This window comes from Flavobacterium luteolum, assembly GCF_027111275.1.
GTDB classification, from domain to species: domain Bacteria; phylum Bacteroidota; class Bacteroidia; order Flavobacteriales; family Flavobacteriaceae; genus Flavobacterium; species Flavobacterium luteolum.
This window is the reverse complement of sequence record NZ_CP114286.1, coordinates 883,873-910,052: the sequence shown is the minus strand read 5'-3', so window position 1 is coordinate 910,052 and position 26,180 is coordinate 883,873. Positions and strand designations below refer to the sequence as shown.

Here is a 26,180-nt window from a genome sequence, read left to right as displayed (position 1 = left end):
AAATGATCACATTAATTATAGAAGACGAAAAACCAGCAGCAAGATTGTTGCAAAGAAAACTTGAAAAGTTAGATGTAACCGTAGAAACCATGCTTCACTCAGTTGAAGAATCGGTTCATTGGTTTGAAAATAATCCGCACCCAGATTTGATTTTTCTGGATATCCAGTTGTCTGATGGTTTGTCATTTGAGATTTTTGAAAAAATAGATATCAAAAGCGCTATCATTTTTACTACAGCTTATGATGAATACGCTTTAAAAGCTTTTAAATTAAACAGTATAGATTATCTTCTAAAACCAATTGACGAAGATGATTTGGAAGTTGCGGTTTCAAAATTCAAATCGCGTCTTCCGAAAATAGCAGAAACTTCAAATCTACAATTAGATTTTGAGCAGATTCGTCAAATGTTGTCAAATCCTTTTGAGAAAACGTATAAAAAGAGATTTACAGTTAAAATAGGACAACATTTAAAAGTAATTACTACAGAAGAAATTGAATGTTTTTTCAGCGAAAATAAAGGAACTTATATTCATACCTACGACAATCGAGATTATTTGATCGATTCGACATTAGAGATTTTAGAACAAGAACTAGACAAAAAGGATTTTTTTCGCGTAAGCAGAAAATTTATTGTTCCGCTGAAAGCGATTAAAGAAATTCAGGTTTATACTAATTCTCGACTTAAAGTGATTCTTCCAACTTATAAAGAAGATGAGGTCATTGTAAGCCGAGAAAAAGTGCAGGATTTTAAGGCTTGGTTAGGATAATTAGTTGTCAATTGTTGACATAATTTCTATAGCTCCAAATTTCCAATCAGGATTTATTATTTGAGCGTCAGTAGGCTTTATAAAAGTTATTGACGCAATTTTTTTTGCTGTTTCATTGTTTGGAGTAATGCTGATATAATTTACAAGCTCATCATAAGGCTGATTTATATTACCAGCAATACTTCCTATAATACCAACTTTAGATAAATAATCCGTTGTTGGAATGTCTTTTTTTAATGGGGAGTTTTCAATATTGTTTTGATAAAACTTATTAAGAATATATTTTTTGGTAGCAAAGATTATAACTCCCGATTTAGAACCGAACTTTTGCTCCACTTCTTCAGCACTCCCTTTATAAATAAATATCAGCAGATCGCTTTGGTCGATATTTTTCAAGGTACTTTTTGCCTGATTCATATATCCAATACTTTTAGAATCCAAAATAACTAACGGATTATCTTTGGTTTGCCCAGAAACAAGGCAAGTAAAAAGAATAGTAAATAAAAAAAAGACTGTTTTCATAAATGTTTTTTTATGAAAGTTAGTTTATTTACTCAATCTATGCAATGTATATGTCATAGCACTTAAAAGGAAAAATGCCATAATTTGGTGAATTAATCCTAAAGCTAAAGGCACGCTGTATAATAAAGTGAAAACTCCAAGCAAGAATTGAATGAAAACAAAAACGACTAAAGTTTTGATTCCGTTTGCTTGAGTATGTGTAAGTGTATATTTTTTGCTTTTGAAGAAAAGAAAAAGAATAATCGCTACAACTACATAAGCAAAAGTTCTATGTACAAACTGAACACCGCTTTTTCCCTCAATTAAATTTTTTATTAAAGAAGATTGCTCAATAAAAACCGATTCGTGAATAAATTCTCCGTCGCTCATTAAAGGCCAGTGATTGTGAATTAATCCGGCATTTAATCCTGCCACAAATCCGCCGTAAATAATTTGGATTAATAAAGCAGCTAAAGCATAACGCGCAATATTTCTTAAAGGTAGAATTTTATTGATATTTCTTTCAGGATAAATCAAATCTAGTGCAACCCAAAGTGTATAAGCAAAAGTGATAAAAGCAAAAGTTAAGTGTAATGAAAGTCTAAAATGGCTTACATCTGGATTGTCAATTAATCCGCTTCTTACCATAAACCATCCTAAAAATCCTTGGAAAGCTCCCATTGCCAAAAGAACGATACATTTTTTGATGGTTGGAGTATCTAATTTCTTTTTGGCTAAAAAGTAAACAAACGGCACAAAGAAAACCAAACCAATAATACGGCCGATAAAACGATGAAACCATTCCCAGAAATAGATGAATTTATAATCGGCTAATTGAAAATCATTGTGAATATTGATTTTCTGATACTCAGGAAATTTTTTGTATTCGTCAAAAGCAGCTTGCCATTTTGCTTCTGTTAAAGGTGGAAAGGTATCGGTTACCAAATGCCAATCAGTCATAGATAAACCTGAATTGGTCAAACGTGTGATTCCGCCCACGACGACCATTAAAAACAATAAAACACAGCCCGATAGTAACCAAATGATTACTGATTTATTCTCTTTTTTCATTTTATTAAATAATACTTATTTCTCAACTTTTTTTAAGCCTAATTTTTCAGCTCTCTTAATTACAAAATCATAAGCAGCCTGATATTCATTCGGTATAACGCCTTCCAAAATAGCTTCTTTTACCGCTTCTTTTAAAATTCCGATTTCGCGAGAAGGCTTCAAATCAAATATTTCCATAATTTCTTCGCCAGAAATTGGCGGTTGAAAATTACGAACATGATCGCGTTCTTCAACTTCCACAATTTTCTTGCGGACAAGCTCGAAGTTTTTATGATATTTCTTGAATTTCGATGGATTTTTGGTTGTGATATCGGCTTCGCACAAAGTCATTAAGTTTTCTACATCTTCGCCAGCGTCAAAAACCAAACGGCGAACCGCGCTGTCGGTTACAATATCTTGTGCCAAAACAATCGGGCGCGAACTCATGATAACCATTTTCTGCACAAACTTCATTTTATGGTTTAAAGGCATGTGTAAACGTTCAAAGATTTTCTTTGCCATTTTTCCGCCTAGAAATTCATGTCCGTGAAAAGTCCATCCTTGTTTTTTTGTAAAACGTTTGGTTGGTGCTTTTCCAATATCATGAAGTAATGCTGACCAGCGAAGCCAAACATCGTCCGTATTTGGGCATATGTTGTCAACAACTTCCAATGTATGATAGAAATTGTTTTTATGTGTATGACCTTCAATTTCTTCCACCTGATTCAAAGCGGTCAATTCAGGTAAAATAATATCTAAAAGTCCAGTTTTGTATAAAAGTAAAAATCCTGTTGAAGGTTTATCGGTCATGAGAATTTTGTTTAACTCATCAACGATTCTCTCCCCAGAAATTATTTTGATGCGATCAGCATTTTTGGTAATGACGTTTAATGAATTTTCTTCAATTTCAAAATTCAATTGATTTGCAAAACGAATGGCACGCAACATTCGCAAAGGATCATCAGAATACGTAATATCTGGATCCAAAGGAGTTTTGATTGTTTTATTTTCTAAATCGGTTAATCCGTCAAACGGATCTAAAAGATCTCCAAAATTATTTTGGTTTAAAGAAAGTGCTAAGGCATTGATGGTAAAATCACGACGATTTTGATCATCTTGCAAAGTTCCATTTTCAACAATCGGATTTCGACTGTCTCGGGTATAAGATTCTTTTCGGGCACCAACAAACTCGATATCGGTATCTTCAAAACGAAGCATTGCAGTTCCGTAAGTTTTAAAAACCTGAACTTTTGGTTTGTTCGGAAGTAAATCGGAAACTTTAAGAGCCAATTCGATGCCGCTTCCTACTGCAACAACATCAATGTCTTTTTTAGAACCTCGGTTTAAAAGCAAATCACGAACAAATCCGCCGATCACATAAGAGTCGACTTTTAGTTCCTGAGAAGCTTTCAAAATAACATCGAAGATTTTGTTTTGTAAAGCAGTTTTATAGTTTGTCTGTATCGCCACGAATTCACTAATTATTGAGTAAAAATGCAATTTCAAATTTCTAAGAAATGAAATGCATGCAAATTTACAACATAGAAAATGCCTATTATAATCTAGAGCTTACTTTTTTGAACAATTTCACATTTTGTCGTGCAGAATTTTATTAAAATGAGAATGGTTGCCACGAATTGCACGAATTTCCACGAATTTATTTTTCTGCCACAGATTAAAAGGATTAAAAAAGATTTTTAATTAGTGAAAATTTGTGCAATTCGTGGCAGAAAAAAATAGTAATAGATTAAGAAAATCTGTGTAAATCATTTTAATCTGTGGCAAAAAAAATATAACAATTTGCGCAAAAGAATAATTAGTGAAAATTCGTGAATTCGTGGCGAAAAAAAATATGGCTCCATAAAACAAATCAATTGCGATAATCTGTTTTTAGAAATTCAATTTGTATTTTTGAATCATAGAAAAAAGCACACATGAAAATTGTTATATCTCCAGCGAAATCATTGAATTTCGAAAAAGAATTACCAACATCTCAATATACTGAACCTTCATTCTTAAAAGAAGCAAGAGTGGTTCATAAAGTAGTAAAAACAAAAAAGCCTTCTGAATTATCAGAACTAATGTCAATCTCAGACAAATTAGCCGATTTAAATTGGAAACGTAATCAGGATTGGAAAACACCTTTCACACCTGAAAATGCTCGTCCGGCAGTTTATACTTTTGATGGAGATGTATATACAGGTTTAGACGCTTATACTATTCCGTTAGAAAAATTAGATGTTCTTCAAGATAAATTGAGAATTTTATCGGGACTTTACGGTCTTTTAAAACCACTTGATTTAATGCAGGCTTATCGTTTGGAAATGGGAACCAAAATGCCAGTTGGTGAATATAAAAATCTGCATGAATTCTGGAAACCTGTTGTTACTAAAGCATTAAACAAAGAATTGAAAAAAGGAGAATTGTTTGTGAATTTGGCTAGTAACGAATATTTTTCTGCTGTTGATGTAAAAGCTTTAAAAGTTCCAGTAATTACACCAGACTTCAAAGATTATAAAGACGGAAAACTAAAAATGATCAGTTTCTTTGCTAAAAAGGCGAGAGGTATGATGGTTCGTTATATTATAGATACCAATGCTGAAACTATAGATGATTTAAAAGGTTTTAATTACGAAGGATATCAGTTTGATGCGAATCTTTCTAAGGGAAGTCATTTAGTTTTTACAAGATAACTTTTTAATGTGCTGAGATTTTAACCTCAAAGACGCAAAGTTTTACGCAAAGTTCGCAAAGTTTTTATGGCAAAGCTTTGCGAACTTTGCGTTTTATTGACCCTTAGAAATAAACCTTTGCGAACTTTGCGGTGGTTAAACAGAAAAAATAAACGCCGAATTCTAAATGATGAATTCGGCGTTTCTGCGTATTATAAATCTATTATTATTAATGCATTGCGTCGGCTGCACTAATTTTGTTCTTCCCTTTTTTGATAAAGAGAATAATCGGTATGCAACATAAAAACATAATTCCTAGATAAAGGAAGATATCCATATAAGCCATTACAGTGCTTTGTTTCATTATGGAATATTCTATCGCCTGATATGCTTTTTTCAAAGCAACATCTGCACTGTATCCTTTTGCCATAAAGGCGTGCTGCATTCCTGCAATACGCTGCTGCACATCAAATTTGGCAGGATCTAGGTTATTAATTAAATCTACTCTATGAGATTGACTAAAACGAGTGATGAAAGTGGTAATAATCGCAATACCAAAAGATCCGCCTAATTGACGCATCATTCCAGTAAATGCCGCTCCTTCACCAATTTGTTTCCCTTTTAAGGTGGAAAGCGAAAGTGTTGTAATAGGAACGAAAAGCAATCCTAAACCAATTCCTCTCAAAATTAAAGGCCAATACATATGTTCAACTCCTGTATCAGGCGTCATACGGCTATACATCATGAAGGTAAAGAAGAAGAAAATTAAAAACCCTACTCCAACCATATACCCTTGAGGTACACCTTTCTGAATCATATTACCCACAAACGGCATCATAATCGCTGTGGTTATAGATCCCGGAATTAATAATAATCCTGCATCTGTTGCCGTCCATCCTAAAATTGACTGCGTGTAAATTGGGATAATTAAAGTAGAACCATATAATCCAAATCCAAGAATAAAACACATTATGGTTCCAATTCGAAGATTTCCATCTTTTAGAACGCTTAGGTTTACAATTGGATGTTCATAGGTAAGCTCTCTCCAAATAAAGAGAACCAATCCAAGAACAGTTACAACACTCAGGGTTACAATTGTAGAATCATTAAACCAGTCGTCCTGCTGTCCGTGTTCTAATACGAACTGTAAAGAACCGATAAATGCAGTCAACAATATAATTCCCCACCAGTCAACCTGATTGGCTTTTAATTTTTCTCCATATTTTGGACTTCTAACAAAGGTTAAAGCCAAAATAGTAGCAATAATTCCTAATGGAATATTGATATAGAAAATATAAGGCCAAGAATAATTATCTACTAAATATCCTCCCAAAGGTGGACCTAATGTTGGACCAACAATTACACCCATTCCGTAAATAGCTTGTGCCATTCCACGTTTTGCTACTGGATAACTTTCTGTAATAATCGTTTGGGCTGTTACTAGTAATGCTCCACCACCCATACCTTGTACGAAACGGAAAGCTACTAGTTCCCAAATATTAGTGGCATTACCACACAAAAAAGAACAGACTGTAAATATTATAATGGAAGCCACAAAATAATTACGTCTTCCAAATTGCTGCGATAGCCAGCTCGTCATCGGAATTACAATAACATTCGCAATTGCGTATGCTGTAATAACCCATGCCACATCGGTCAAGGTAGCACCAAGACTTCCGCGCATGTCTGTCAGCGCTACGTTTACAATCGTAGTATCTACAATTTCCAACAGTGCACAAAGCACTGCTGTAATCGTAATGATAACACGTCTGAAACCGTATTCTACTAAATCGTCGTCTTGTACTGCTGTAGCCATTTATTTTATTTCAAATGTACATCTACGTCAACGTTCATACCTGGTCTTAAAAGTTTCACTTTTTCAGGATCGTTAGATTCGTCTATGGTAATTTTTACTGGTAATCTCTGAATTGTTTTTACGAAGTTTCCTGTTGCGTTATCAGGAGGCAATAATGAAAAACGAGAACCTGTTGCTGGAGAGAAAGAAGATACAGTTCCTTTAAACTCATAGTTTGGATATGCGTCTACTTTTAAGCTTACTTTTTGTCCTACAACCATTTTGTTCAATTGTGTTTCTTTGAAGTTAGCTACAACCCAAGCTTCATTATTGTTGATGATATAAAATAAAGATTGTCCTGGCTGAACTAATTGTCCTGGCTGAATATCAACTTTAGAAACCTGACCGTCAATTGCAGCAGTAACTACAGTATAAGAAAGGTTTAAGTGTGCAACATCAAGCATTGTTTTTGCTTTTTTGATGTTTGCAGCAGCAACTTCTGTCTGTTTATCAGAAACTTTAGATTTTGATTGAATAACCGATTTTTGGTAAGAAGTAGCTTTTTGCTGTTGCTCTAAAACACGTACTTGATTTTCAGCTTCTTCTTTTGCAGTTAAGGCCTGCTCATATTGCTGTTTTGTAATCGTATGTGTTTTATACAAGTTATTGTAACGGTTATAATCATTTGTAAGCTGTCTCAATCTGATTTTTGCACTTTCGATAGAACCGCTTGCAGATCTCATTTGAGCATCAGAAACAGAGATGCTTGCGTAAGCACTTCCAATATCTGCTTTTGCAGCTTCAAATTGCCCTTCAGCTCCCAATAATGCAGCATTAGCTTCATCAATTTTTAATTGATAATCTCTCTTATCGATAGTAAATAAAGTATCTCCTTTTTTTACATAATCATTATCTTTCACATAAACTTTGCTGATATATCCTGAAACTCTTGGGATAATCGGATTCATTTTTTTCTCAATCTGAGCATCATCTGTTTCTTCGTGAGCTTGGCCGTGTAGGTATTTAGATATTCCGTAAGTTCCGCCTCCTAAAATCAGAACTGCAAGTATGATGATGAATTTTTTATTTGTTTTTTTCTTTTCCATGAGAGCTATCGATTATATTTTAGAAAGATTGAATGATTGTGATAATTGTCCTGATACTGAAAGTAATTCGTAATATTTTTGAATAATGGTTGCTTTAGATAAAGCAGTTTGAATTTTGGCATTTAAATGCTCTACATCTGCTTCTACTAAATCATTAGTGTCAGATAAACCATTGTCAAATTTATCTTTTACTAATCTGTAGTTTTCGGCTGCTTGCTGTAATGCTTCTTCATACACCACACTTTGATTAATTGCTAGGTCGTAATCTTCAATAGATTTTTGAACCTCTACTTTAATGCGGTCTGTCATAATTGCTTCGGTATTTTTTACTTCCAAAGCTCTGCTTTCTGCTTCTTTTACGTGAACATTATTTTTTAGAATTCCTGATAAATCATAAGATAATCCGATTCCAAAGTTCATCGCATATTTTACAGTTACAATGTCTTTTAAGTCAAATGCAGTATAACCGCCTAAAAGTGAAATTGAAGGATAATATCCAGCTTTTGCAATTTTTACATTTGCTTCAGAAGCTTTGCCTTGTAATCTTATTGCTTCTAAATCTTTTCTGCTTTCAAGTGCAACAGCATCAGATGTTATAGAATTGCTTGTTTTAAGATTAAAGAAATCCTCTTCATTTACCTGAATTTTTACATTCGGATCTAATTTTAACAAAGTAGTCAAATAGAAGTTGATATTATTGATGTTATTATTAGCTTCATCAATAGATAATTGCGTTTTAGAAACTAATAATTGCGCTTTCAACAAATCATTTCTCGGAATAATTCCGTTTTTCTCCAACTCTGTAAAATCAGTAACACGCTGTTTTGCACTTTTTTGATTTTCGTTTAAAACATCTAAAGTTTTTTGAGCCTTGTATAATGCTGTGTAATAAGTAATTGCTTTTAAAGCAACATCTTCTTTAGTTTTTTCAGCATTAGCAGTTTCTGCTTCGTACATTCCTTCATATGCATCAATGCTGTTTTGAATTTTAAATCCAGCAAAAATAGGAAGACTTAAATTTGCCATTCCAAGCATTGCTCTATCTGGAGAAGCTAATGAAGCACTTTCACCTTGATTAGGCATATCAATCGATGCTTTTGTAAGACGCTGATATTGCCCCGAAACTTTAAGATCTGGGTATTGATTGTTTTTTACGGTTTTTAATTCGTATTTTTTTGTGTTTACCTTAGTATTGGCAAGTGTAACTTCGTTACTCTTTTCCCAAGCCATTTGTACGGCCTCGCCCAAGGTTAAACTTGTTTTCTCTTGTGCTTCCATTGAAGATATTCCGATAAAGAAAACTCCAAAGAGCATTAATTGACTAATTTTCATAAACAAGTAGCGCTTTTATAGTTTGTTGAATGTGCTTTGTAAGATCGTTTTTAATGTAATTGTTAAACATTTCGTCGGTTTTCAAATCAAATATTTCTTCGAAGAAAGAGCGATTCATGTGAAAGTGAAAAAAGGTTCCAATAATCGTAGGTGTAATGAGTTGGATATTAACATCTTTTCTAAACACCCCCTGAGCTTGGCCTTGCTTGATAATACTTTCAACCGATTTTAAATTTCCTTTTTTAAGTTCAGTAAAAGCTTGAAGGCTTTTTTCTCTCTTCTTATTATAAAGTTCAAAATGTAAAACCCTGTAAATCCCTTTGTTAAGGCAAATTCTATTGATGTAAATTTCGATTAATTTATTGACTTTTTCAAGAGGTTCGATGTCTTCTTGTAATAAATTTTCGAGTTGTAGTTTTAAATCAACAGTTTTGTGAAAAATAAGAGCTTCCAGTAGCCTTTCTTTTGAACCAAAATAATAAGAGACCATTGCGATGTTAATTTTGGCCTCTTTGGAGATATCCCGTATCGATGTACCTTCAAATCCTTTCTCAGAAAATAGCGTTTCTGCAACATTAAGAATCTGAATTTTTTTATCGTTCAATTCGATGTGTGACATGGTATTGTTTCTAATCGGATGCAAAATTAAACACTTGTTTAATTTAAACGCTTGTTTAATTTTATTTTAACATAATATTAACATAAAGCGTTTTCGATAATTTATGTTAAATCGTGCATTAATTAGTTAAAATAAAAAAGCCTGAAAACTTTATTTTTTCAGGCTTTTTTTCACAATCTTGTCATTTCGACGAAGGAGAAATCTCTACAAGTAGCTCAGTAAAGTGAAATCCAATCTTTGTCGATTTTGCAACGAAGATTTCTCCTTCGTCGAAATGACAAATTAGATTTCTAATATTTATTTTACATACCTATAAGCTCTTTTTTCTTTGATATTTAATAATTCCATTTCTGAATTATTCAGTTTTAAGACCTTAAAATCGTATGGATTTTGATTCTTAAATTTTACAGTAATTATATTGTTTTTTAAACTATAATTAGCAACTTCTTTATCAATAGTTTTTCCATTCGATATTAATTCAAAAATCAATAAACTATCTTTTGTAAAAGTCGTTTTGTCCTCTATATTTTTTCCAGTCGTATTTACTAAATCCTTCATCTTCCAACTTCCGATAAGTTTTTCGGTTTGGGCTTTTTGACATGAAATTATTGAAATAAGAAGAATTATTGCTAATGAATATTTTACAACTTCCATTAAAATCTATTTATCGAATTTCTCCAACAAATTCCTCAATTTTTCCGCTTCCTTTTTCACTCAAATGTTTGATAAAAGCACTTCCAATAATTGCACCTTTAGCATATTTAGTTGCCTGATTAAAAGTTTCTTTATTCGAAATTCCGAAACCAACTATTTGAGGATTTTTCAAATTCAGATTAGAGATTCTTTCAAAATAGCTTTCCTGAACATCTCCAAAACCAGATTGAGATCCTGTAACGCTTGCAGAACTTACCATATAGATAAATCCGTTTGAAACGCTGTCAATAAAACGAATACGTTCGTCTGAAGTTTGAGGTGTAATTAAGAAAACATTGATCAAACCATATTTTTCAAAAATCGCTTTGTATTCGTCAGCATAAACATCAACCGGAAGGTCAGGAATAATTAAACCGTCAATTCCAATTTCAGCACATTTCTGGCAAAACGCTTCAACTCCGTATTGCAGCATCGGATTAAAATATCCCATGATAATCAACGGAATTTTTACGCTTTCGCGAATGTTTTTCAGCTGATCAAAAAGAATTTGAGTTGTCATTCCGTTATGAAGCGCCTGTGTAGAACTCGCCTGAATAGTTGGACCATCTGCCAAAGGATCGCTAAAAGGAAGTCCGATTTCGATTAAATCAACTCCGTTTTTTTCTAAATCCTGAATAATCTGCACAGTATCGTTTAAGTTCGGATATCCTGCAGAAAAGTAAATCGAAAGGATCTTTTTATCTTCTTGTAATTTTTGAGTTATTCTGTTCATTTTTAGTATGTTTTTCTCCTGCAAGGTTTTTAAAACCTTGTAGGTTTCTTATTTTATGTAATTTAATTATACCTACAAGGTTTTGAAAACCTTGCAGGAACTTAAACTGTTCTGATTTTACTTATCCAATTATCATTTTGTTTTTCAACCAATAACAATCCAGAGTCAGAGTCATTCATTTGGGCAACTAATTCACCTTTGTTATTCCAAAAAGCGCTTTGTCCAGCCGAAGGCGAACCCCAAGATTCTCCGCTGAAATTGGACATCAAAACATTCATTTGATGCTTTTCGGCGTAATTTTGTAAATCTCTGTACGCATTCGGAATTCCATTTGGCGAAAAGAAAATGCTCGCAATATAAATGTCTGCGTTATTTTTTGCAGCATTTTCAGGATGCTTTGGATTATCAATATCAGCACAAATCGCAAATGCAATGTTTTGATCTTCAATCTTAACCATCGGATTATTTTCAAATGAAGACTGGAAAAATTCATCTTCGCCTTCATGTAAAAACTGCTTTGTGTAAATAGAAACCGAATCGTTGGGAGCAATAATGTATTGCCCAATAAACAACTGATTTTCAATTAAAATTGGGGCACCAGCAATAATGACAATATTATTATCGGTTGCCAAATCTTTCAAATGATCTATTCTATAATCATCTTCGACGAAAGCCAATTCTAAAGCATTTTCTCTTTCATATCCTGTAATTGACATTTCTGGGAAAACGATTAATTGAGCTCCGTTTTGTGCAGCCAATTCAATAAGCTGATAATGATTTAATAAATTTGAAGCAATATTTCCGCGTTTTGGTTTTGTCTGCGCCGCTGCTAAAATCATTTTTGTAAATTATTTATTTTCGGTATAAACCCAAGCAACTGTCCCAGATTTCAATTTAACCTGAACTCTTCGATACGAATTAGATTCGAATAAATCGACTTTTGCTAAATCTGCATTAGAAACATTAAAAACTACGCCATGTATATTTTCTTCGGCGTTTTCACTTGCAATTGCTACCACATAATCTGCCATTCCAAATTCTTCTTCGATTTGTAAACTTTTTAGTTTATAACCCAAGAGCTGATCTGGAGTTCCTACTAATACTTTTTTAAAAATCTGCATTTGAACTTGTTTAGATCTTAATGTTCCGTATGAGAATAACTTTTCCATAATTATATTTTTCTCGTTAATAGTTGCGATTAGAGAGGTGCAAATTAATACTTTTATTACAATTTAAAGTAATCAATGTAATTATCTAAATCTTTATCGCCACGTCCAGAAAGACTGATTACGACAACGTCTTCAGGTTTGAATTTCTTTTGATCTAGAACCGCAAATGCGTGAGCACTTTCTATAGCTGGTATAATTCCTTCTAATTTCGTAAGCTGTAAACCTGCATTCATAGCATCATCATCGGTTACAGAGAAAAATTCGCCACGTCCTGTTTGTGCCAAATGAGCGTGTAATGGGCCAACTCCAGGATAATCTAATCCAGCTGAAATAGAATATGGTTCTGTAATTTGTCCGTCAGGAGTTTGCATTAAAAGCGTTTTACAGCCGTGAATAACACCCACTTTTCCTAGTTTGCTTGTTGCAGCACTGTGTCCGCTATCAACTCCTTTTCCAGCTGCTTCAACTGCAATGATTCCAACTTCCGGTTCGTGCAAAAAGTGATAATAAGTTCCTGCAGCATTACTTCCGCCACCAATACAAGCTACTACATAATCAGGGTTTTCACGACCTTCTTTTTCTTTTAACTGCCATTTAATTTCTTCTGAAATGATACTTTGAAAACGCGTTACCATATCTGGATAAGGATGTGGTCCAATTGCTGATCCAATAATATAATGTGTGTCTACAGGATTATTAATCCAATCGCGGATTGCTTCGTTTGTAGCATCTTTTAAAGTTCTAGAGCCTGAAAGCGCTGGACGAACTTCTGCGCCTAACATTTTCATACGCGCTACGTTTGGAGCCTGACGTGCAATGTCAATTTCTCCCATATAAACAATACACTCAATTCCCATCAAAGCACAAACGGTTGCTGTTGCTACACCATGTTGGCCAGCTCCAGTCTCGGCAATAATTCTTTTTTTGCCTAGACGTTTTGCAAGTAAAATTTGCCCGATAGTATTGTTTACTTTGTGCGCTCCGGTATGGTTTAAGTCTTCTCTTTTTAGATAAACTTTGGTGTTGTATTTTTCAGATAAACGTTTTGCAAAATACAACGGACTAGGGCGTCCAACATAATCTTTCAACAATTGATTGAACTCTGCTTTAAAATCAGGTTCATCCATTATGCTTAAATACTTCTGACGTAATTCTTCTACATTTGGATACAGCATTTCTGGAATATAAGCTCCTCCAAATTCTCCGTAATATCCTTTTTCGTTAACGTTAAAACTCATTTTTTTAAATTTTAAAAGTTGGCAACATCAAATTTGCGTTTGAAGTTGCTAAATAGATTTTTATTTTTCAGCCCTGGTTCGATTTCAAATTTACTATTTACATCGACTGCATAAATAGGTAATTTGGTTTTTGAAATTTCTTCAATGGCTTTTAATTCATTCATTCCGATGCCACCGCTCAAAAAGAAAGGCTTTTTCGAATTGTATTTTTTTAATATGGTCCAGTCGAAAGTTGTTCCATTTCCGCCGGGTAATTTTCCTTTGGTGTCAAATAGAAAATAATCGCAGACATTTTCAAAAGGTGTAATTGTTTCAAAATCAAAATTTTCATCGGCTGAAAATACTTTTATGATTTCGATTTTCTTTGGCAATTGATTTTTTAATTCCGTTAAAAATTCAACCGATTCATTTCCGTGTAATTGAACGGCTTGTAAATTGTATTTTGTTACTTTTTCCAGAATTTCTTCCTGAGTTTGATTGACAAAAACACCTACTTTTTTGATTGTTTCAATAAGTTCAGGAATAGTTCCGTTAAAATATCGTGCGGATTTTTCCCAGAAAATAAATCCCATATAATCGGGTAGGAGTGCACCTACTTCGAGTATGTTTTCGGGATATTTCATGCCGCATATTTTGAGTTTCATTTCGTTGTGTTTTTTTACCGCAAAGTGCGCTAAGATTTTTTGTTTTGTGTTTATAATGCGAAAAAGTTCGCAAAGTTTTTCCGCCACGAATTCACGAATGATTGTAAATTAAATTCGTGAATTCGTGGCTATTTTTTAAACGCCCAGATTTTTAATAAAATCCGTTGCGGCTTGACCTGCGTTGTCGGTTTTCATGAAGTTTTCTCCAATTAGGAAACCTTTGTAACCGTATGGTTTTAGTTCTTGAATGGCTTCTACTGATGAAATACCGCTTTCTGATACTTTTACAAAATCATTCGGAATTTGTGATGCTAATTCTTTACTGAAATCAAGACTTACTTCGAATGTTTTTAAGTTTCTGTTATTCACACCAATCATGTCTAAAGTTGGCATAATCGATTTTTCTAGTTCTTCTTGATTGTGAACTTCTAAAAGAACTTCTAAACCTAAACTTTTTGCAAATTCAGATAATGATTTGATTTCTTCACGCGTTAAAACGGCTGCGATTAAAAGAATTAAATCGGCTCCATGTGCTTTTGCTTCAAGAATTTGGTATTCGTCAACAATAAATTCTTTTCGCAAAAGTGGAATATTGACTGAAGCTCGAGCTAAAAGCAAATCGTCTAAAGAACCACCGAAATATTTTCCGTCGGTTAAAACTGAGATTCCGCAAGCGCCTGCATTTTCATAACCTTTTACTACTTCTTCAACCGTAAAATTATTGTTGATGATTGATTTTGAAGGCGAACGACGTTTATGTTCGGCAATAATTCCAGAATTACTTTCTTTTAATTTCTGACTAAGAGAAATGGTTTGTTTTCCAAAGAAGACTGAAGCTTCCAATTGAGAAACTGGAATGATCGATTTTTTTAGAACAACTTCTCGTTTTTTATCTATTATTATTTTATCTAAAATGTTCATTGTTGTGTTGTTTCATGTTTCAAGTTTTATGTTTCAAGATGTAGAACGTTTAAAATAACTTGAAACCTGAAACTTGAAACAAAATTTTATTTACTTAATTCTTGTAATTTTTTTAATGCTTGATGTCCTTTCCCTGACAATAGACTTTCTTTTGCTAATTCAAATCCTTCCTTTGGAGAACATTTGGTAACAGTTGAAATTGCCATTGCTGCATTCGCACAAACTACATTATTTTGAGCTTCGTTTCCTTTTCCTGAAATGATATTCGTAAAAATTTCAGCTGATTCTTCGATGGTTTTTCCACCTTCGATTTCAGTTTGAGATAAAAGATGAATGCCAAAATCTTCTGGATTCAACATTCCTTCCATGTGATTAGAAATTGTTTTTGTCGGACCAGTTAATGAAATTTCATCATATCCGTCAAGCGAATGTAAGATGGTAAAATTCACATCGGTATTTTGATACAAATACGCATACATTCTAGCCAATTCTAAGTTGAAAACCCCAACCAATTGATTTTGTGGGAATGACGGATTTACCATTGGACCTAACATATTAAAGAATGTTTTTACTGCCAATTCTTTTCTAATTGGTCCAACATTTTTCATCGCAGGGTGAAATAGGGGAGCGTGCAAAACACAGATTCCAGCTTGATCAATACATTTTTCTAAAAATGAAGGATCATTACTGAATTTAATTCCCATTTTTTCCATTACGTTGCTTGATCCAGAGATAGATGAAACTCCGTAATTTCCGTGTTTTGCTACTTTTATTCCTGCTCCGGCAGATACAAAAGAAGCTAAAGTGGAGATATTGAAAGTGTCTTTTCCATCACCGCCCGTTCCACACAAATCGATGGTATTATAGGCTGATAAATCGACACGAATACATAAGTCTAATAAAGCTTCACGAAAGCCCGAAAGTTCGTCAATTGTAATGCTTCGCATCATAAAAACAGTCAAAAATGCCGAAATCTGACTTGGATTATACTGACCGCTTGAAATATTAATCAATACGCTTTTTGCTTCTTCTTTAGTAAGAACTTCGTGGTTGATTAATTTATTTAATATAGTTTTCATTTTTTCTTTTAAGTTGCTAAGGTTCTAAGATGCTAAGATTCTAAGGTTTATTTTTCAGGTTTCAGGTTCCAACACTTGAAACTTGAAACAAAAATTAACTCTTAATCCAATTCTCTAGAATCCTTTTTCCGTTTGGTGTTAAAACGCTTTCTGGGTGAAATTGAACGCCTCTTACATCATAATTTTTGTGACGTAAAGACATAATTTGTCCATTTTCATCTACCGAAGTCGCTTCTAAATCTTCAGGTAAATTATTGTCAACAACCCAAGAATGGTATCTTCCAACTTCGAACTCGTTTCCTAAACCTTCAAATAAAATTTCGTCGTCTACTAAAGTTTTTACATTTGTTGCAACGCCGTGATATACTTTGTCAAGGTTGGAAAGCGTTCCTCCAAAAACTTCTCCAATTGCCTGTTGTCCTAAACAAACGCCAAGAATACTTTTTGTTGGACTGTATTTTTCGATTACTGCTTTTAATAAACCAGCTTCATCAGGAATTCCAGGTCCTGGCGAAAGCAATATCTTTTCAAAACCAGCAATTTCATCAATATCAAATTCGTCGTTTCTGTAAACAGTAACTTCGCAATCTAAATCTTCTAAATAGTGCACTAAATTGTAAGTGAAACTATCGTAATTGTCTATAACTAAAATCTTTTTCATTTTTTTTAAGGTTCTAAGTTGCTAAGGTTCTGAGGTTCTAAGTTTCCTAACTTGAAACTTGAAACAAAGAAAACTTGAAACTAAATTTTTTTTATTTCTCTCGAACGTATTTTTCTACTATAACACGATCTACGCCTAATTTTTCTACTTTTTCTATTCCCTTTTGAATTAAGGTGTCGTTTTGAACTTTCACTACAAATTCAAATTTATTGTCTTCCCAATCGCGGTTGTTGAAAAATTCTAAATGTTCTGTATAAACACTATCTTTTAAAGTATATTTTCCGCCTCCGCCAAAGAATAATGCTGCTGTTGTATCTTTTCCGTGTTTTAAATCATGATTAAAAAAGGCAAAATGTGTATCGTTAATAATTTTAATCATTTTTGTTTTTGAATTGAAAGTCGAGAACGTTGAATCTTTCTCTGTCGTTTCAGCTGATATAAGACGCCAGGTTCCCTCAATCGGATTTTGTTTTTTTTCTGAATTGCAAGAACTAAGGGTAATGATTAAAACTAAAATTGATACTGCTTTTTTCATAGTTTGTGGTTTTATGGTTTGTTTTTAATTGTTTAAGGTTCTAAGTTGCTAAGGTTCTGAGGTTCTAAGTTTCCTAACTTGAAACTTGAAACTAAAAAAACTTGAAACTAAATCTGTTCTGCCATTTCTAGTGCTGTATTCAAGGCTCTTAACTTATTGTAAACTTCCTGCATTTCGCTTTCTTCGTCAGAGCTCGCTACGATTCCAGCTCCTGCTTGACAATGCAATTGGTGATTTTTAGAAAGGAAAGTTCGAATCATAATGGCGTGGTTAAAGTTTCCTTCAAAATCCATAACTCCGATTGCACCTCCGTAGAAGTTACGATTTGTCTTTTCGCATTCTTCTATTAATTGCATCGCTCTGTGTTTTGGTGCGCCGCTTAAAGTTCCTGCTGGAAAAGTATCTGCTACAACTTGCATTGTAGTTGCTTTATCGTGTAAATGTCCCGTAACTTTAGAAACTAAGTGAATTACGTGAGAGAAAAATTGAACTTCTCTGTATTTTTCTACATTTACATCATGTCCGTTTCTGCTTAAATCGTTTCTAGCTAAGTCAACCAGCATAACATGTTCGCTGTTTTCTTTTTTATCTTCAGAAAGCTCTTTTGCTAAAAGTGCATCACGCTCATCATTTCCTGTTCTTTTGAAAGTTCCAGCAATTGGGTGAATTTCAGCTTTTCTATTTTTTACAATAATTTGTGCTTCAGGAGAAGAACCGAATATTTTGAAATCTCCATAATCAAAAAAGAATAAATATGGAGAAGGGTTAATGCTTCTTAAGGCTCTGTATACATTAAATTCGTCTCCTTTGAAACCTTGAGTAAATCGGCGAGAAAGAACCAATTGAAAAACATCTCCGCGGTAGCAGTGTTTTTTCGCTAAAGCCACATTTGCTTTAAATTCTTCATCGGTTAAATTAGAGAAACCTTCACCTTCTTTAGAAAATTTATAAGAAGCAATATTTCTAGATTGAAGTAATTGCTCGATTTCAGCAATATTATTTTTATTATCTACGCTGTGGCAGAAAATATAAGCTTCGTTTTTGAAGTGGTTAATCGCGATAATGTTTTGATATACTGCATAAAAAACGTCTGGAATTGAAGTTGCATTGTCTTTTTTTGCAATTGAAACTTTTTCGAAGTAACGAACAGCATCATAAGAAATGTAACCAAACAAACCATTATTAATGAATTTAAAATCATTTTTTTCTGATTGAAACTGACTTGAAAATTCCTGAATTACCTGAGGAATATTTGTTGAAGCATCGATTAACGTTTTCTCAGAAGTTCCATCAGGAAATGTTTTTGAGATTGTTTCATTTTCGATTTTAATTGTAGCGATAGGATTGCAGCAGATATAAGAGAAACTGTTATCATTTCCGTGATAATCACTACTTTCTAGCAATAAACTATTTGGAAATTTATCTCTGATTTTGAAATAAATGCTTACTGGCGTAACAGTATCTGCCAGAATTTGTTTGTAATGTGTATTAAGAATAAAAGGTTTCAAAATATATAGTTTTTTATGTGTTGTTAATTTATGTTTCGGTTTTGATCAAAAAAATAGGGCTTGTCGTGATGACAAGCCCTTTATATTTTTATATTTCTTACAATACCATAGGAAGCTTCGTTCACGACGTCTGACGTAAATTGCTCCACCACCAAGTATTGTTTAAAATTGTTCTCATTTCTTTATTTTGATGTGACAAAGATATAAATGTAATTTTAATTAGAGTACATAAAATTTGAAAAAAAACTTTTCGAATCTGTAAAATTTGTTAAATTTTAATTCGGAATGCTTCTTTAACTCCTTAGTTTCCACTTGCTATAGTGTTGTTTACATTTAATCTGAAATCTGGATTTCCTTTGATGTTTGGAAGCGCAAATAACTCGTTAAGTTTTATTTTTGTATATTCTATTCCGTAAGCTGGGTTTCCATAATAGTTTTTTATACCTGGAATATTGCTTCCAGATTCACTTTCAATTTCACCTTGGCAATTATTTGCCACAACGTTTTTAAAAGTAATTTTTGATAGATTGGCTTCACCATTTCCGATATTTCCTTCCAATAAAATGAAAGGAGCAAACCCAGAAACGACACTATTAGTTAAGTTGAAAAAAGTATTTTCTCTAATGTAAGCAGATTCTCTAACCAAACCTTGATTGTTTTCTTCTAAATTAACCAAAGTGATGTTGCTTGCATTAATTTTAGTCATTTTTTTAGTCATATCTGTAGTAGCAACTTTCTCGTATGAATCGACCTCAAAACATCTTGATCCCGAAATATCTGAAGAAAATGGGTGACGAATGGCAATACTGTTTGAGATATTAATTTGGGCACCTTGCGTAAAATCAAAATCGTCGTCTGTTGTTCGGTATGAAACTAAATTGCTTAGATTCAAATCTCCGCCATAACATTCAAAAGAATCATCATTTGAATAACTAATTTGAACATGGCTAACTGTTGTTTTTCTTCCAACGCCAGCAAGAGAAAGACCGTTTAATTCTTTTGATGCACTTAATTTTCTACCAGCATATTCGATTCTCACATATTTCATAACTCCAGAATTATCCTCTGGATCTTGACCTCCATAATGATTTAAAGTTGGATCTAAATCGAAAGGCAAAGTATGAATGCCTCCTAAAGAATTTATAGGAGCTTTTCCTAAAACAATGATTCCGCCCCAGTCACCAGGTTTTCTGTTATTTATTTCATTTTCAGATGTAAAAACAATTGGGTCAGTTTCTAGTCCTTCGGCCATAATTTTTGCACCATTTGTAATTACTAAAGTTCCGCAGGTTTTATCATCGCCGCGAATAACAGTTCCAGGCTCAATAGTCAAAGTTGCATTGTTTGTAACATACACAACACCAACTAAATGATAGATATTACGCTTTACTAATCGCGTGTCTTTATCAATTGTTCCAGCAATTATATTGGTTGCTTCGCCATAGTCATTAGCAGCCGGTCTAAAGCTTGTCCAGTTGGTCATCCAGTTTGTAGTACCAGTTATTCCTTTTGGCTGTTGCTGAGCTTGTGCGAAAAAGCTGATAATGAAGAGTATGCATGCAATATGTAGTTTTGTTTTCATAACTATGACTTTGATTTCTAGTTTTTGATTTTTTTTAATTGCCCCAAAAATAGAAGCCGTATGTTAATCAAAGTCCTGATACTTATTACGAAAGAGTTATTATATTATTAAGAAGGTTAAGGTTTTGAAAAGTTTTTTTAAAAATAAACCCCGACAGTTTAAAACTGTCGGGGTCTACTGTATTTCTGAATTAGTAAGGCCTAAATATTAGAATTTTAAAGCTACTGTCAATTCGAAATCGTCATTGATGGTTTTGTCTCCTAAGTTTTCGAAGAAGTTACCAGAGTTGTATTTAATATCGTATTTAGTTCTGTCAACTTTGAAAGCAGTTGTAGCAGTATTTCCTTTTACAGTGATATCAAAAGTTACTGGTTTAGTAATTCCTTTGATAGTTAAATCTGCAGTTACAGTATAAACGTCAGCAGATTTTGCACCGATAGTTTTGAAAACTAATTTTGAAGTTGGGAATTTGTCAGTTCCGAAGAAATCGTCAGCTTTTAAGTGACCGTTTAATTTTCCTTGGTATTCTCCAGTTAAATCTGTAGAAGTTAATGAAGTCATATCAACTGTAAAGTTACCACCAGCTAATTTTTTTCCTTTAAAAATAACAGCACCATCTTTGAAGTTTACAGTTCCAGAGTGCTCTCCAGTTACTTTTTTGCCTACCCATTTAATAGTAGATGCTTTTACGTCGATTTTTTTAGTTTGAGCGTTTACTGAGATGCCAGCTGCTGCTACGAATAATGCTATTGCAATAGTTTTTAAATTTTTCATGTTTTTAAAATTAAATTTGAATTTGATTAATAAATAATTATAGTGTGATAAATAATTCCTCGTGTGATTTTCTAACTTTTTTCTGGTGCTGAGATTTGTCGTCATCATGTCTGTAACCTACAGTTGCAATAACTGAAGCGTTTAAACCTAATTTATCGAAACCTAAGATTTCATTAAATTGAGCCGCATTGAAACCTTCCATAGGAGTTGCGTCAATTTTTAATTCGGCAGCAGCGTTTAATAAGTTTCCTAAAGCTAAATACGTTTGTTTTGCAGTCCAAATGTGTTTTGCATCTTCAGATAAATTTGAAATTACATTTTTCATCATATCGCTGAATCCTCCTAAAGCTTCTGCTGGAACACCTCTAACTTCGCTAATATTATTGATGTATTTGTCAACAGAACCTGCATCAAGGCTTAAATCATTTGCAAAAATGAATAGGTGAGAAGCATCAGTAATTTGAGTTTGTCCCCAAGCTGCACCTTTTAATTTTTCTCTCAATTCTGGATTTTCAACAATAATTACTTTGTAAGGTTGTAATCCGTATGAAGAAGCACTTAATCTAACGGCTTCTTTTAGTGTATTTAAATCAGCGTCTGATATCTTTTTTGAAGCATCAAACTGTTTAGTTGCGTATCTCCAATTTTGATTTTCTAAGAAATTGCTCATAGTTTTTATTATTTTATTTGTTGGTTCTATATTTTTCTAATAGTTGATTTAAGAAAACCAATTCTTCTGGTTTTAAATTGTTTGCAAACGTTTGTTCGTGTTCATCTACTTTAGGATCTAATTCTTTTAAAACATCCAATCCTTTTTGTGTAATCGAAACTTCAATTTTTCTTCGATTATCCGGACAGACATTTCGAGTTACAAAATCCTTCAATAATAATTTGTCTACCAAACGTGTTGTATTGCTTGTTTTAGCAAGCATTCGCTCTTGTATCACGCACATATTAGCAGGCTGTCCTTTTTGTCCTCTTAATATACGCAACACATTGTACTGTTCTCCAGATAAATCATACGGTTTGATCAACTCGTTGAAATGATCCTGAATCACATTTTGCGTGTACATGATATTCAGAATAACTTTTTTCGCATTATCCATCTTAACCGTACTCTTAATAACCTCTTCAATTGTCATAGTCGTAAGTGTATAATTTGTATATACAAATGTATAGCTTTTAATAGTTGTATATACAAGTGTTGTGTTAATTTTTTGTTAATCTGTTTAAATGCGCTTTTGTAAAGAACTTAATAGAGGTCTTTTAAAGAATAAAAGTAAGCTAATTTTTTGTTGTAATGTATTGATATATTGTTATTTAATGATTTTTTAAAGTCTAAAAATAATTTTAGGCTGAAAAATTAGAGAACAACTTTTTTGTAAGATAATTTTAAATTGAAAAACATTCAAAATCAGCTCATTTCACGATTTATTGGAACTCAGACAGCAGAAAACCTTTCGCAATTTGCTTGAAATTAGCAATTTCATTGTTTATCCAAGCTTCATCGTGTCCCAATTCTTTGGCAATTACTCTTGCTGTTTTTTCCGAAACTTCAATTGCAGCTCTGGCATCTAAGAATAATAAACGAACTCTTCTTGCCAGTATATCATCAACAGTTCGTGCCATTTCGTAGCGAATTGCCCAAACAACTTCTGCCATCGTAAATTCGTGATTAGGATGCAGTTTTTCTTTTAATGCAGGTTCGCTTTCTTGCAACTCGATTATTTTCGAAATATCTGTACCATATATATAGAGGTGATTTTCTCTATCAAATGAAGTAGTAGGTTGACTTCCGTGAATAGAAAGATGTTCTGTTGTACAGTTTCTCTTTGGTAATTTACCTGTTTTGATGGCTTTCTCAATTATATCTTCAGCAATTTTTCGGTAAGTGGTCCATTTTCCTCCTGTAATGGTAATGAGGCCAGTTTCTGAAACTATAATTTTATGGCTTCTAGAAACTTCTTTGGTGCTTTTACCTTCTTCTTTTGGAGCTGCCAATGGACGCAAACCTGCAAAAACAGCTAATACATCTTTTCTTTCTGGTTTTTTTGCCAAGAATCGCTGTGCAGTTTCAAGTACAAATTGAATTTCGCTTTCTAAAGCAATCGGTTCTAAACTTTGTTTTTTTATTAAAGTATCAGTCGTGCCAACTACAACTCGATTATGCCAAGGAACCGCAAATAAAACTCTTCCATCTTTTGTTTTCGGAATCATTAGGGCGTGATCTCCAGGCAGAAATGATTTATCGAAAACCAAATGAATTCCCTGACTCGGAACAATATATTTTTTATAAACATTATCATTAAGCTTCATGATAGCATTTGTAAAAACTCCTGTCGCATTTACAATGGTAGAACCTTTAAGTTCATATTTAATTCCGCTTTCTTGATCCTGAACCTGAACTCCAATTACTTGATTGTTATTGTCTTTTAATAAATTAACAACCTTAGTATAATTTAAAACACAAGCTCCGTTTTCTACCGCAGTTTGAGCCAGATTGACAGCAAGACGAGAATCGTCAAATTGTCCATCGTGATAAATTACGCCATTTACTAAACCATTTTCTTCGACGTTAGGAAGCATTTCAATAGTTTTCTTTTTCGAAAGATATTTTGAACTACCTAAACTTAGACCACCAGATAAAAGATCATAGATTTTTAGTCCAATAGTGTAAAAGTAACCGCTTAACCAATGATAATTAGGAATAACAAAAGATTGGTTTTTTACCAAATGACTTGCGTTTTGCGCCAACAATCCTCGTTCTTTTAATGCTTCTCTAACTAAATGCACGTCTCCTTGAGCCAAATAGCGTACTCCGCCATGAACTAGTTTAGTGCTTCGGCTGGAAGTTCCTTTTGCAAAATCTACCGCTTCAAATAAAATGGTTTTGTAGCCGCGACTTGCCGCATCAATTGCAGTTCCTAGTCCGCTTGCACCTCCACCAATAATTATTACGTCCCAATTTTCTGTATTTTGTAGTTTTAGTAACTGCTCTGAGCGATTCATATTTTTTACGGGACTTTTTGTTTAAAGCAAACTTAACGAAATGAAATTAAAAATTGATGAAGAAAAAAGTTTCAGGTTTCAGGTTTTCGGTAGGCAACGTTAAACGTGAAACTTGAAACAAAAACAAACCCGACAGATTCATAGAACCAGTCGGGTTATCAATTTTATATATTGTCTATTTATATCAATCGTTTTTCAAATGCTTTTCTTGCAGAGCCTCTAAAATAGACTTCTCCGCAATACGTATATTTTAATCTATCTAAAATTTTCAACATCGGAGTATTATCGAAGTTTGTGTCTACTTTTATACTGTAAATTTTATTTTCGACAGATAAGCCTTCAATGCTTTGGAATAATTTTGTTGCAATCCCCTTTCCTTTTGCCAATTTCGAAACGGCTACACGATGCACAACAGTATAATTGCCATCAGTAAGCCATTTGCCTTCGATATTTTCGTAAGCAGGCTCTTTATCAAAAATAATAGCCGCATAAGCCAGAATCGATTCATCTTCTGTAAAAACATATCCGTAACCATTTTCGATATCGCTTTTAATAGAAAGTTCGTTCGGATAACCATCTTGCCACTGCGTGCTTCCGTCTAATCGTCTTTGTTCAATTGCATCTTGCAGTATTTCCCAAATTGCAGGTACTTCAGAAAGAGCTGCTTTTCGTAATACTAACTGTTCTGTAGAATTCATTTTTGGATTTACTTTATAAAAAATTAATGAGGCAATTTATCTTTAATCAAACCATAAACCCAAGTTCCAGCAATTGCACTTAATAAAGTAACTACAATTACAGTAGCGCCTGTGCCAATTTGAGCAAAAAGCGGACCTGGACAAGCTCCAGTAATTGCCCATCCGAAACCGAATAGTAATCCGCCGTAAATTTGTCCTTTATTAAAAGTTTTTGGCTGAATTTCGATTTTTTCGCCATCAAGAGTTTTGATGTTGAATTTTTTAATCAATTGTACCGATATTAATCCAACAACAACAGCGCATCCAATTACGCCATACATGTGAAATGACTCTAGATTGAACATTTCCTGAATACGAAACCAGCTGATGATTTCTGCTTTTACAAATACAATTCCGAAAAAGATTCCAACGATTAAATACTTAAGATTTCCTAATACAGTTTCTTTTTTCTGGCTTGCGTTGATTCCTTCGCCGTCTATATTTTTATTTTCTAAATTCATTTTTGAAATTTTAAAGTGAAAGAATATAAGGTAAAATCAAAAGTGCCATTACAAAACCGCCAATCATAAAACAGATAGTAGCTACCAATGAAGGCCATTGTAAGTTTGATAATCCCATAATCGCGTGTCCGCTTGTGCATCCGCCAGCGTAACGAGTTCCGAAGCCTACTAAAAATCCGCCCACGACAATCATGATAAATCCGCGAAGCGTTAATAAACTTTCCCAAGAAAATAATTGTGCAGGAACTAAACCACTATGATCTGTAATGCCGTAGGTGGCTAATTTCTCTGATAATTCAGGAGCAATCTCCACAGGATTTGGATTCGATAAAAAATGAGCAGTGATAAAACCGCCTAGAAATATTCCTAAAACAAAGAATAAATTCCAGCTTTCTTTTTTCCAGTCGTATTTAAAAAACGAAATATTCGCGGGAATACAAGCCGCACAAATATGACGAAGAGAAGAACTAATCCCGAAAGACTTGTTTCCGATAATTAATAAAATTGGAACAGTTAATCCAATCAGCGGGCCTGCAACGTACCAAGGCCATGGTTCTCTTATTATTTCTAATAAACTCATTTGTTAGTTTTTTT

General features: G+C 33.4%; 28 protein-coding genes. 2 read left to right on the top strand and 26 right to left on the bottom strand.

The genetic code is table 11. The features are described from left to right. Window positions 1-2 precede the first annotated feature (2 nt). Complete coding sequence (locus OZP10_RS03520; protein ID WP_281633553.1) at window positions 3-767, top strand: LytR/AlgR family response regulator transcription factor; 765 nt, start codon at window positions 3-5, stop codon at window positions 765-767. On the opposite strand, the gene OZP10_RS03515 is transcribed toward OZP10_RS03520, so the two are convergent. From OZP10_RS03515 to OZP10_RS03505, 3 genes are read right to left on the bottom strand one after another with little or no spacing between them, the layout of a single operon-like run. Continuing rightward, on the bottom strand, window positions 768-1,289 hold the full coding sequence (locus OZP10_RS03515; RefSeq protein WP_281633552.1) for a hypothetical protein: 522 nt from the start codon (window positions 1,287-1,289) through the stop codon (window positions 768-770). A gap of 24 nt (window positions 1,290-1,313) precedes the next feature. Then, on the bottom strand, window positions 1,314-2,339 hold the full coding sequence (locus OZP10_RS03510; RefSeq protein ID WP_129745247.1) for a COX15/CtaA family protein: 1,026 nt from the start codon (window positions 2,337-2,339) through the stop codon (window positions 1,314-1,316). A gap of 15 nt (window positions 2,340-2,354) precedes the next feature. Further along, complete coding sequence (locus OZP10_RS03505) at window positions 2,355-3,788, bottom strand: CCA tRNA nucleotidyltransferase (protein WP_281633551.1); 1,434 nt, start codon at window positions 3,786-3,788, stop codon at window positions 2,355-2,357. Window positions 3,789-4,252: 464 nt separating this feature from the next. Here OZP10_RS03505 and yaaA point away from each other — a divergent pair, with 464 nt between their 5' ends. After that, window positions 4,253-5,011, top strand: a complete 759-nt coding sequence (yaaA, locus tag OZP10_RS03500; RefSeq protein ID WP_281633550.1) for a peroxide stress protein YaaA — start codon at window positions 4,253-4,255, stop codon at window positions 5,009-5,011. 208 nt (window positions 5,012-5,219) lie between these two features. On the opposite strand, the gene OZP10_RS03495 is transcribed toward yaaA, so the two are convergent. The 23 genes from OZP10_RS03495 to OZP10_RS03385 form a co-directional block, all read right to left on the bottom strand. Beyond that, entirely contained in the window at window positions 5,220-6,806 is a 1,587-nt protein-coding gene (locus OZP10_RS03495; RefSeq protein WP_281633549.1) for an MDR family MFS transporter, read from the bottom strand. A gap of 5 nt (window positions 6,807-6,811) precedes the next feature. After that, entirely contained in the window at window positions 6,812-7,891 is a 1,080-nt protein-coding gene (locus OZP10_RS03490) for an HlyD family secretion protein (protein ID WP_281633548.1), read from the bottom strand. Window positions 7,892-7,903: 12 nt separating this feature from the next. Further along, the gene (locus OZP10_RS03485; protein ID WP_281633547.1) at window positions 7,904-9,223 is read right to left on the bottom strand and encodes a TolC family protein; all 1,320 of its coding nucleotides are present in this window, start codon (window positions 9,221-9,223) and stop codon (window positions 7,904-7,906) included. Continuing rightward, window positions 9,213-9,842: a TetR/AcrR family transcriptional regulator gene (locus OZP10_RS03480; RefSeq protein ID WP_281633546.1), complete on the bottom strand. Its 630-nt coding sequence runs from the start codon at window positions 9,840-9,842 to the stop codon at window positions 9,213-9,215. The genes OZP10_RS03485 and OZP10_RS03480 overlap by 11 nt, the downstream gene beginning before the upstream one ends. A gap of 297 nt (window positions 9,843-10,139) precedes the next feature. Continuing rightward, complete coding sequence (locus tag OZP10_RS03475) at window positions 10,140-10,496, bottom strand: lipocalin family protein (protein WP_281633545.1); 357 nt, start codon at window positions 10,494-10,496, stop codon at window positions 10,140-10,142. Window positions 10,497-10,506: 10 nt separating this feature from the next. Beyond that, window positions 10,507-11,268 (bottom strand): tryptophan synthase subunit alpha, encoded by a 762-nt coding sequence (trpA, locus tag OZP10_RS03470; RefSeq protein ID WP_111426575.1) that lies wholly within the window; start codon window positions 11,266-11,268, stop codon window positions 10,507-10,509. A gap of 101 nt (window positions 11,269-11,369) precedes the next feature. Next, window positions 11,370-12,107 carry a carbon-nitrogen hydrolase family protein gene (locus OZP10_RS03465; protein ID WP_281633544.1) on the bottom strand — a complete coding sequence of 246 codons (738 nt, stop codon included), beginning with the start codon at window positions 12,105-12,107 and terminating at the stop codon, window positions 11,370-11,372. 9 nt (window positions 12,108-12,116) lie between these two features. Continuing rightward, window positions 12,117-12,437, bottom strand: coding sequence for a gamma-glutamylcyclotransferase family protein (locus tag OZP10_RS03460; RefSeq protein ID WP_111426573.1), 321 nt, complete (start codon window positions 12,435-12,437; stop codon window positions 12,117-12,119). A 56-nt stretch (window positions 12,438-12,493) separates the two neighbouring features. After that, window positions 12,494-13,675, bottom strand: coding sequence for a tryptophan synthase subunit beta (gene trpB, locus OZP10_RS03455; RefSeq protein ID WP_281633543.1), 1,182 nt, complete (start codon window positions 13,673-13,675; stop codon window positions 12,494-12,496). Window positions 13,676-13,686: 11 nt separating this feature from the next. Beyond that, the gene (locus OZP10_RS03450; RefSeq protein ID WP_281633542.1) at window positions 13,687-14,319 is read right to left on the bottom strand and encodes a phosphoribosylanthranilate isomerase; all 633 of its coding nucleotides are present in this window, start codon (window positions 14,317-14,319) and stop codon (window positions 13,687-13,689) included. A gap of 135 nt (window positions 14,320-14,454) precedes the next feature. Next, window positions 14,455-15,240, bottom strand: coding sequence for an indole-3-glycerol phosphate synthase TrpC (trpC, locus tag OZP10_RS03445; RefSeq protein ID WP_281633541.1), 786 nt, complete (start codon window positions 15,238-15,240; stop codon window positions 14,455-14,457). A gap of 86 nt (window positions 15,241-15,326) precedes the next feature. Beyond that, complete coding sequence (trpD, locus tag OZP10_RS03440; RefSeq protein ID WP_281633540.1) at window positions 15,327-16,319, bottom strand: anthranilate phosphoribosyltransferase; 993 nt, start codon at window positions 16,317-16,319, stop codon at window positions 15,327-15,329. A 94-nt stretch (window positions 16,320-16,413) separates the two neighbouring features. Continuing rightward, the gene (locus OZP10_RS03435; RefSeq protein ID WP_281633539.1) at window positions 16,414-16,980 is read right to left on the bottom strand and encodes an anthranilate synthase component II; all 567 of its coding nucleotides are present in this window, start codon (window positions 16,978-16,980) and stop codon (window positions 16,414-16,416) included. A gap of 91 nt (window positions 16,981-17,071) precedes the next feature. After that, on the bottom strand, window positions 17,072-17,515 hold the full coding sequence (locus OZP10_RS03430; protein ID WP_281633538.1) for a hypothetical protein: 444 nt from the start codon (window positions 17,513-17,515) through the stop codon (window positions 17,072-17,074). A 107-nt stretch (window positions 17,516-17,622) separates the two neighbouring features. Continuing rightward, window positions 17,623-19,023, bottom strand: coding sequence for an anthranilate synthase component I family protein (locus OZP10_RS03425; protein ID WP_281633537.1), 1,401 nt, complete (start codon window positions 19,021-19,023; stop codon window positions 17,623-17,625). 301 nt (window positions 19,024-19,324) lie between these two features. After that, complete coding sequence (locus OZP10_RS03420; RefSeq protein WP_281633536.1) at window positions 19,325-20,605, bottom strand: hypothetical protein; 1,281 nt, start codon at window positions 20,603-20,605, stop codon at window positions 19,325-19,327. A gap of 207 nt (window positions 20,606-20,812) precedes the next feature. Continuing rightward, window positions 20,813-21,379 carry a YceI family protein gene (locus OZP10_RS03415; protein ID WP_281633535.1) on the bottom strand — a complete coding sequence of 189 codons (567 nt, stop codon included), beginning with the start codon at window positions 21,377-21,379 and terminating at the stop codon, window positions 20,813-20,815. 37 nt (window positions 21,380-21,416) lie between these two features. Next, window positions 21,417-22,049 (bottom strand): NAD(P)H-dependent oxidoreductase, encoded by a 633-nt coding sequence (locus OZP10_RS03410; RefSeq protein ID WP_281633534.1) that lies wholly within the window; start codon window positions 22,047-22,049, stop codon window positions 21,417-21,419. A 13-nt stretch (window positions 22,050-22,062) separates the two neighbouring features. Then, on the bottom strand, window positions 22,063-22,521 hold the full coding sequence (locus OZP10_RS03405) for a MarR family winged helix-turn-helix transcriptional regulator (RefSeq protein ID WP_111426563.1): 459 nt from the start codon (window positions 22,519-22,521) through the stop codon (window positions 22,063-22,065). A gap of 289 nt (window positions 22,522-22,810) precedes the next feature. Continuing rightward, a complete protein-coding gene (locus OZP10_RS03400; protein WP_281633533.1) occupies window positions 22,811-24,388 on the bottom strand; it encodes a glycerol-3-phosphate dehydrogenase/oxidase in 1,578 nt (525 codons plus the stop codon). A gap of 179 nt (window positions 24,389-24,567) precedes the next feature. Next, a complete protein-coding gene (locus OZP10_RS03395; protein WP_281633532.1) occupies window positions 24,568-25,086 on the bottom strand; it encodes a GNAT family N-acetyltransferase in 519 nt (172 codons plus the stop codon). 23 nt (window positions 25,087-25,109) lie between these two features. Beyond that, window positions 25,110-25,586: a DUF6691 family protein gene (locus OZP10_RS03390; protein ID WP_281633531.1), complete on the bottom strand. Its 477-nt coding sequence runs from the start codon at window positions 25,584-25,586 to the stop codon at window positions 25,110-25,112. Window positions 25,587-25,596: 10 nt separating this feature from the next. Continuing rightward, entirely contained in the window at window positions 25,597-26,166 is a 570-nt protein-coding gene (locus tag OZP10_RS03385; protein WP_281633530.1) for a YeeE/YedE family protein, read from the bottom strand. Window positions 26,167-26,180: the final 14 nt, after the last annotated feature.

Bases quoted from the DNA above. Each gene is read 5' to 3' on its own strand.
- OZP10_RS03415 (WP_281633535.1), bottom strand. From the start codon at position 21,379: ATGAAAAATTTAAAAACTATTGCAATAGCATTATTCGTAGCAGCAGCT.
- OZP10_RS03420 (WP_281633536.1), bottom strand. From the start codon at position 20,605: ATGAAAACAAAACTACATATTGCATGCATACTCTTCATTATCAGCTTT.
- OZP10_RS03480 (WP_281633546.1), bottom strand. From the start codon at position 9,842: ATGTCACACATCGAATTGAACGATAAAAAAATTCAGATTCTTAATGTT.
- OZP10_RS03410 (WP_281633534.1), bottom strand. From the start codon at position 22,049: ATGAGCAATTTCTTAGAAAATCAAAATTGGAGATACGCAACTAAACAG.
- OZP10_RS03490 (WP_281633548.1), bottom strand. From the start codon at position 7,891: ATGGAAAAGAAAAAAACAAATAAAAAATTCATCATCATACTTGCAGTT.
- OZP10_RS03460 (WP_111426573.1), bottom strand. From the start codon at position 12,437: ATGGAAAAGTTATTCTCATACGGAACATTAAGATCTAAACAAGTTCAA.
- trpC (WP_281633541.1), bottom strand. From the start codon at position 15,240: ATGAACATTTTAGATAAAATAATAATAGATAAAAAACGAGAAGTTGTT.
- trpD (WP_281633540.1), bottom strand. From the start codon at position 16,319: ATGAAAACTATATTAAATAAATTAATCAACCACGAAGTTCTTACTAAA.
- yaaA (WP_281633550.1), top strand. From the start codon at position 4,253: ATGAAAATTGTTATATCTCCAGCGAAATCATTGAATTTCGAAAAAGAA.
- OZP10_RS03390 (WP_281633531.1), bottom strand. From the start codon at position 25,586: ATGAATTTAGAAAATAAAAATATAGACGGCGAAGGAATCAACGCAAGC.
- OZP10_RS03400 (WP_281633533.1), bottom strand. From the start codon at position 24,388: ATGAATCGCTCAGAGCAGTTACTAAAACTACAAAATACAGAAAATTGG.
- OZP10_RS03405 (WP_111426563.1), bottom strand. From the start codon at position 22,521: ATGACAATTGAAGAGGTTATTAAGAGTACGGTTAAGATGGATAATGCG.
- OZP10_RS03435 (WP_281633539.1), bottom strand. From the start codon at position 16,980: ATGAAAAAGATTTTAGTTATAGACAATTACGATAGTTTCACTTACAAT.
- OZP10_RS03465 (WP_281633544.1), bottom strand. From the start codon at position 12,107: ATGATTTTAGCAGCGGCGCAGACAAAACCAAAACGCGGAAATATTGCT.
- OZP10_RS03475 (WP_281633545.1), bottom strand. From the start codon at position 10,496: ATGGAAGTTGTAAAATATTCATTAGCAATAATTCTTCTTATTTCAATA.
- OZP10_RS03395 (WP_281633532.1), bottom strand. From the start codon at position 25,086: ATGAATTCTACAGAACAGTTAGTATTACGAAAAGCAGCTCTTTCTGAA.
- OZP10_RS03450 (WP_281633542.1), bottom strand. From the start codon at position 14,319: ATGAAACTCAAAATATGCGGCATGAAATATCCCGAAAACATACTCGAA.
- trpA (WP_111426575.1), bottom strand. From the start codon at position 11,268: ATGAACAGAATAACTCAAAAATTACAAGAAGATAAAAAGATCCTTTCG.
- trpB (WP_281633543.1), bottom strand. From the start codon at position 13,675: ATGAGTTTTAACGTTAACGAAAAAGGATATTACGGAGAATTTGGAGGA.
- OZP10_RS03515 (WP_281633552.1), bottom strand. From the start codon at position 1,289: ATGAAAACAGTCTTTTTTTTATTTACTATTCTTTTTACTTGCCTTGTT.
- OZP10_RS03485 (WP_281633547.1), bottom strand. From the start codon at position 9,223: ATGAAAATTAGTCAATTAATGCTCTTTGGAGTTTTCTTTATCGGAATA.
- OZP10_RS03430 (WP_281633538.1), bottom strand. From the start codon at position 17,515: ATGAAAAAAGCAGTATCAATTTTAGTTTTAATCATTACCCTTAGTTCT.
- OZP10_RS03520 (WP_281633553.1), top strand. From the start codon at position 3: ATGATCACATTAATTATAGAAGACGAAAAACCAGCAGCAAGATTGTTG.
- OZP10_RS03495 (WP_281633549.1), bottom strand. From the start codon at position 6,806: ATGGCTACAGCAGTACAAGACGACGATTTAGTAGAATACGGTTTCAGA.
- OZP10_RS03510 (WP_129745247.1), bottom strand. From the start codon at position 2,339: ATGAAAAAAGAGAATAAATCAGTAATCATTTGGTTACTATCGGGCTGT.
- OZP10_RS03385 (WP_281633530.1), bottom strand. From the start codon at position 26,166: ATGAGTTTATTAGAAATAATAAGAGAACCATGGCCTTGGTACGTTGCA.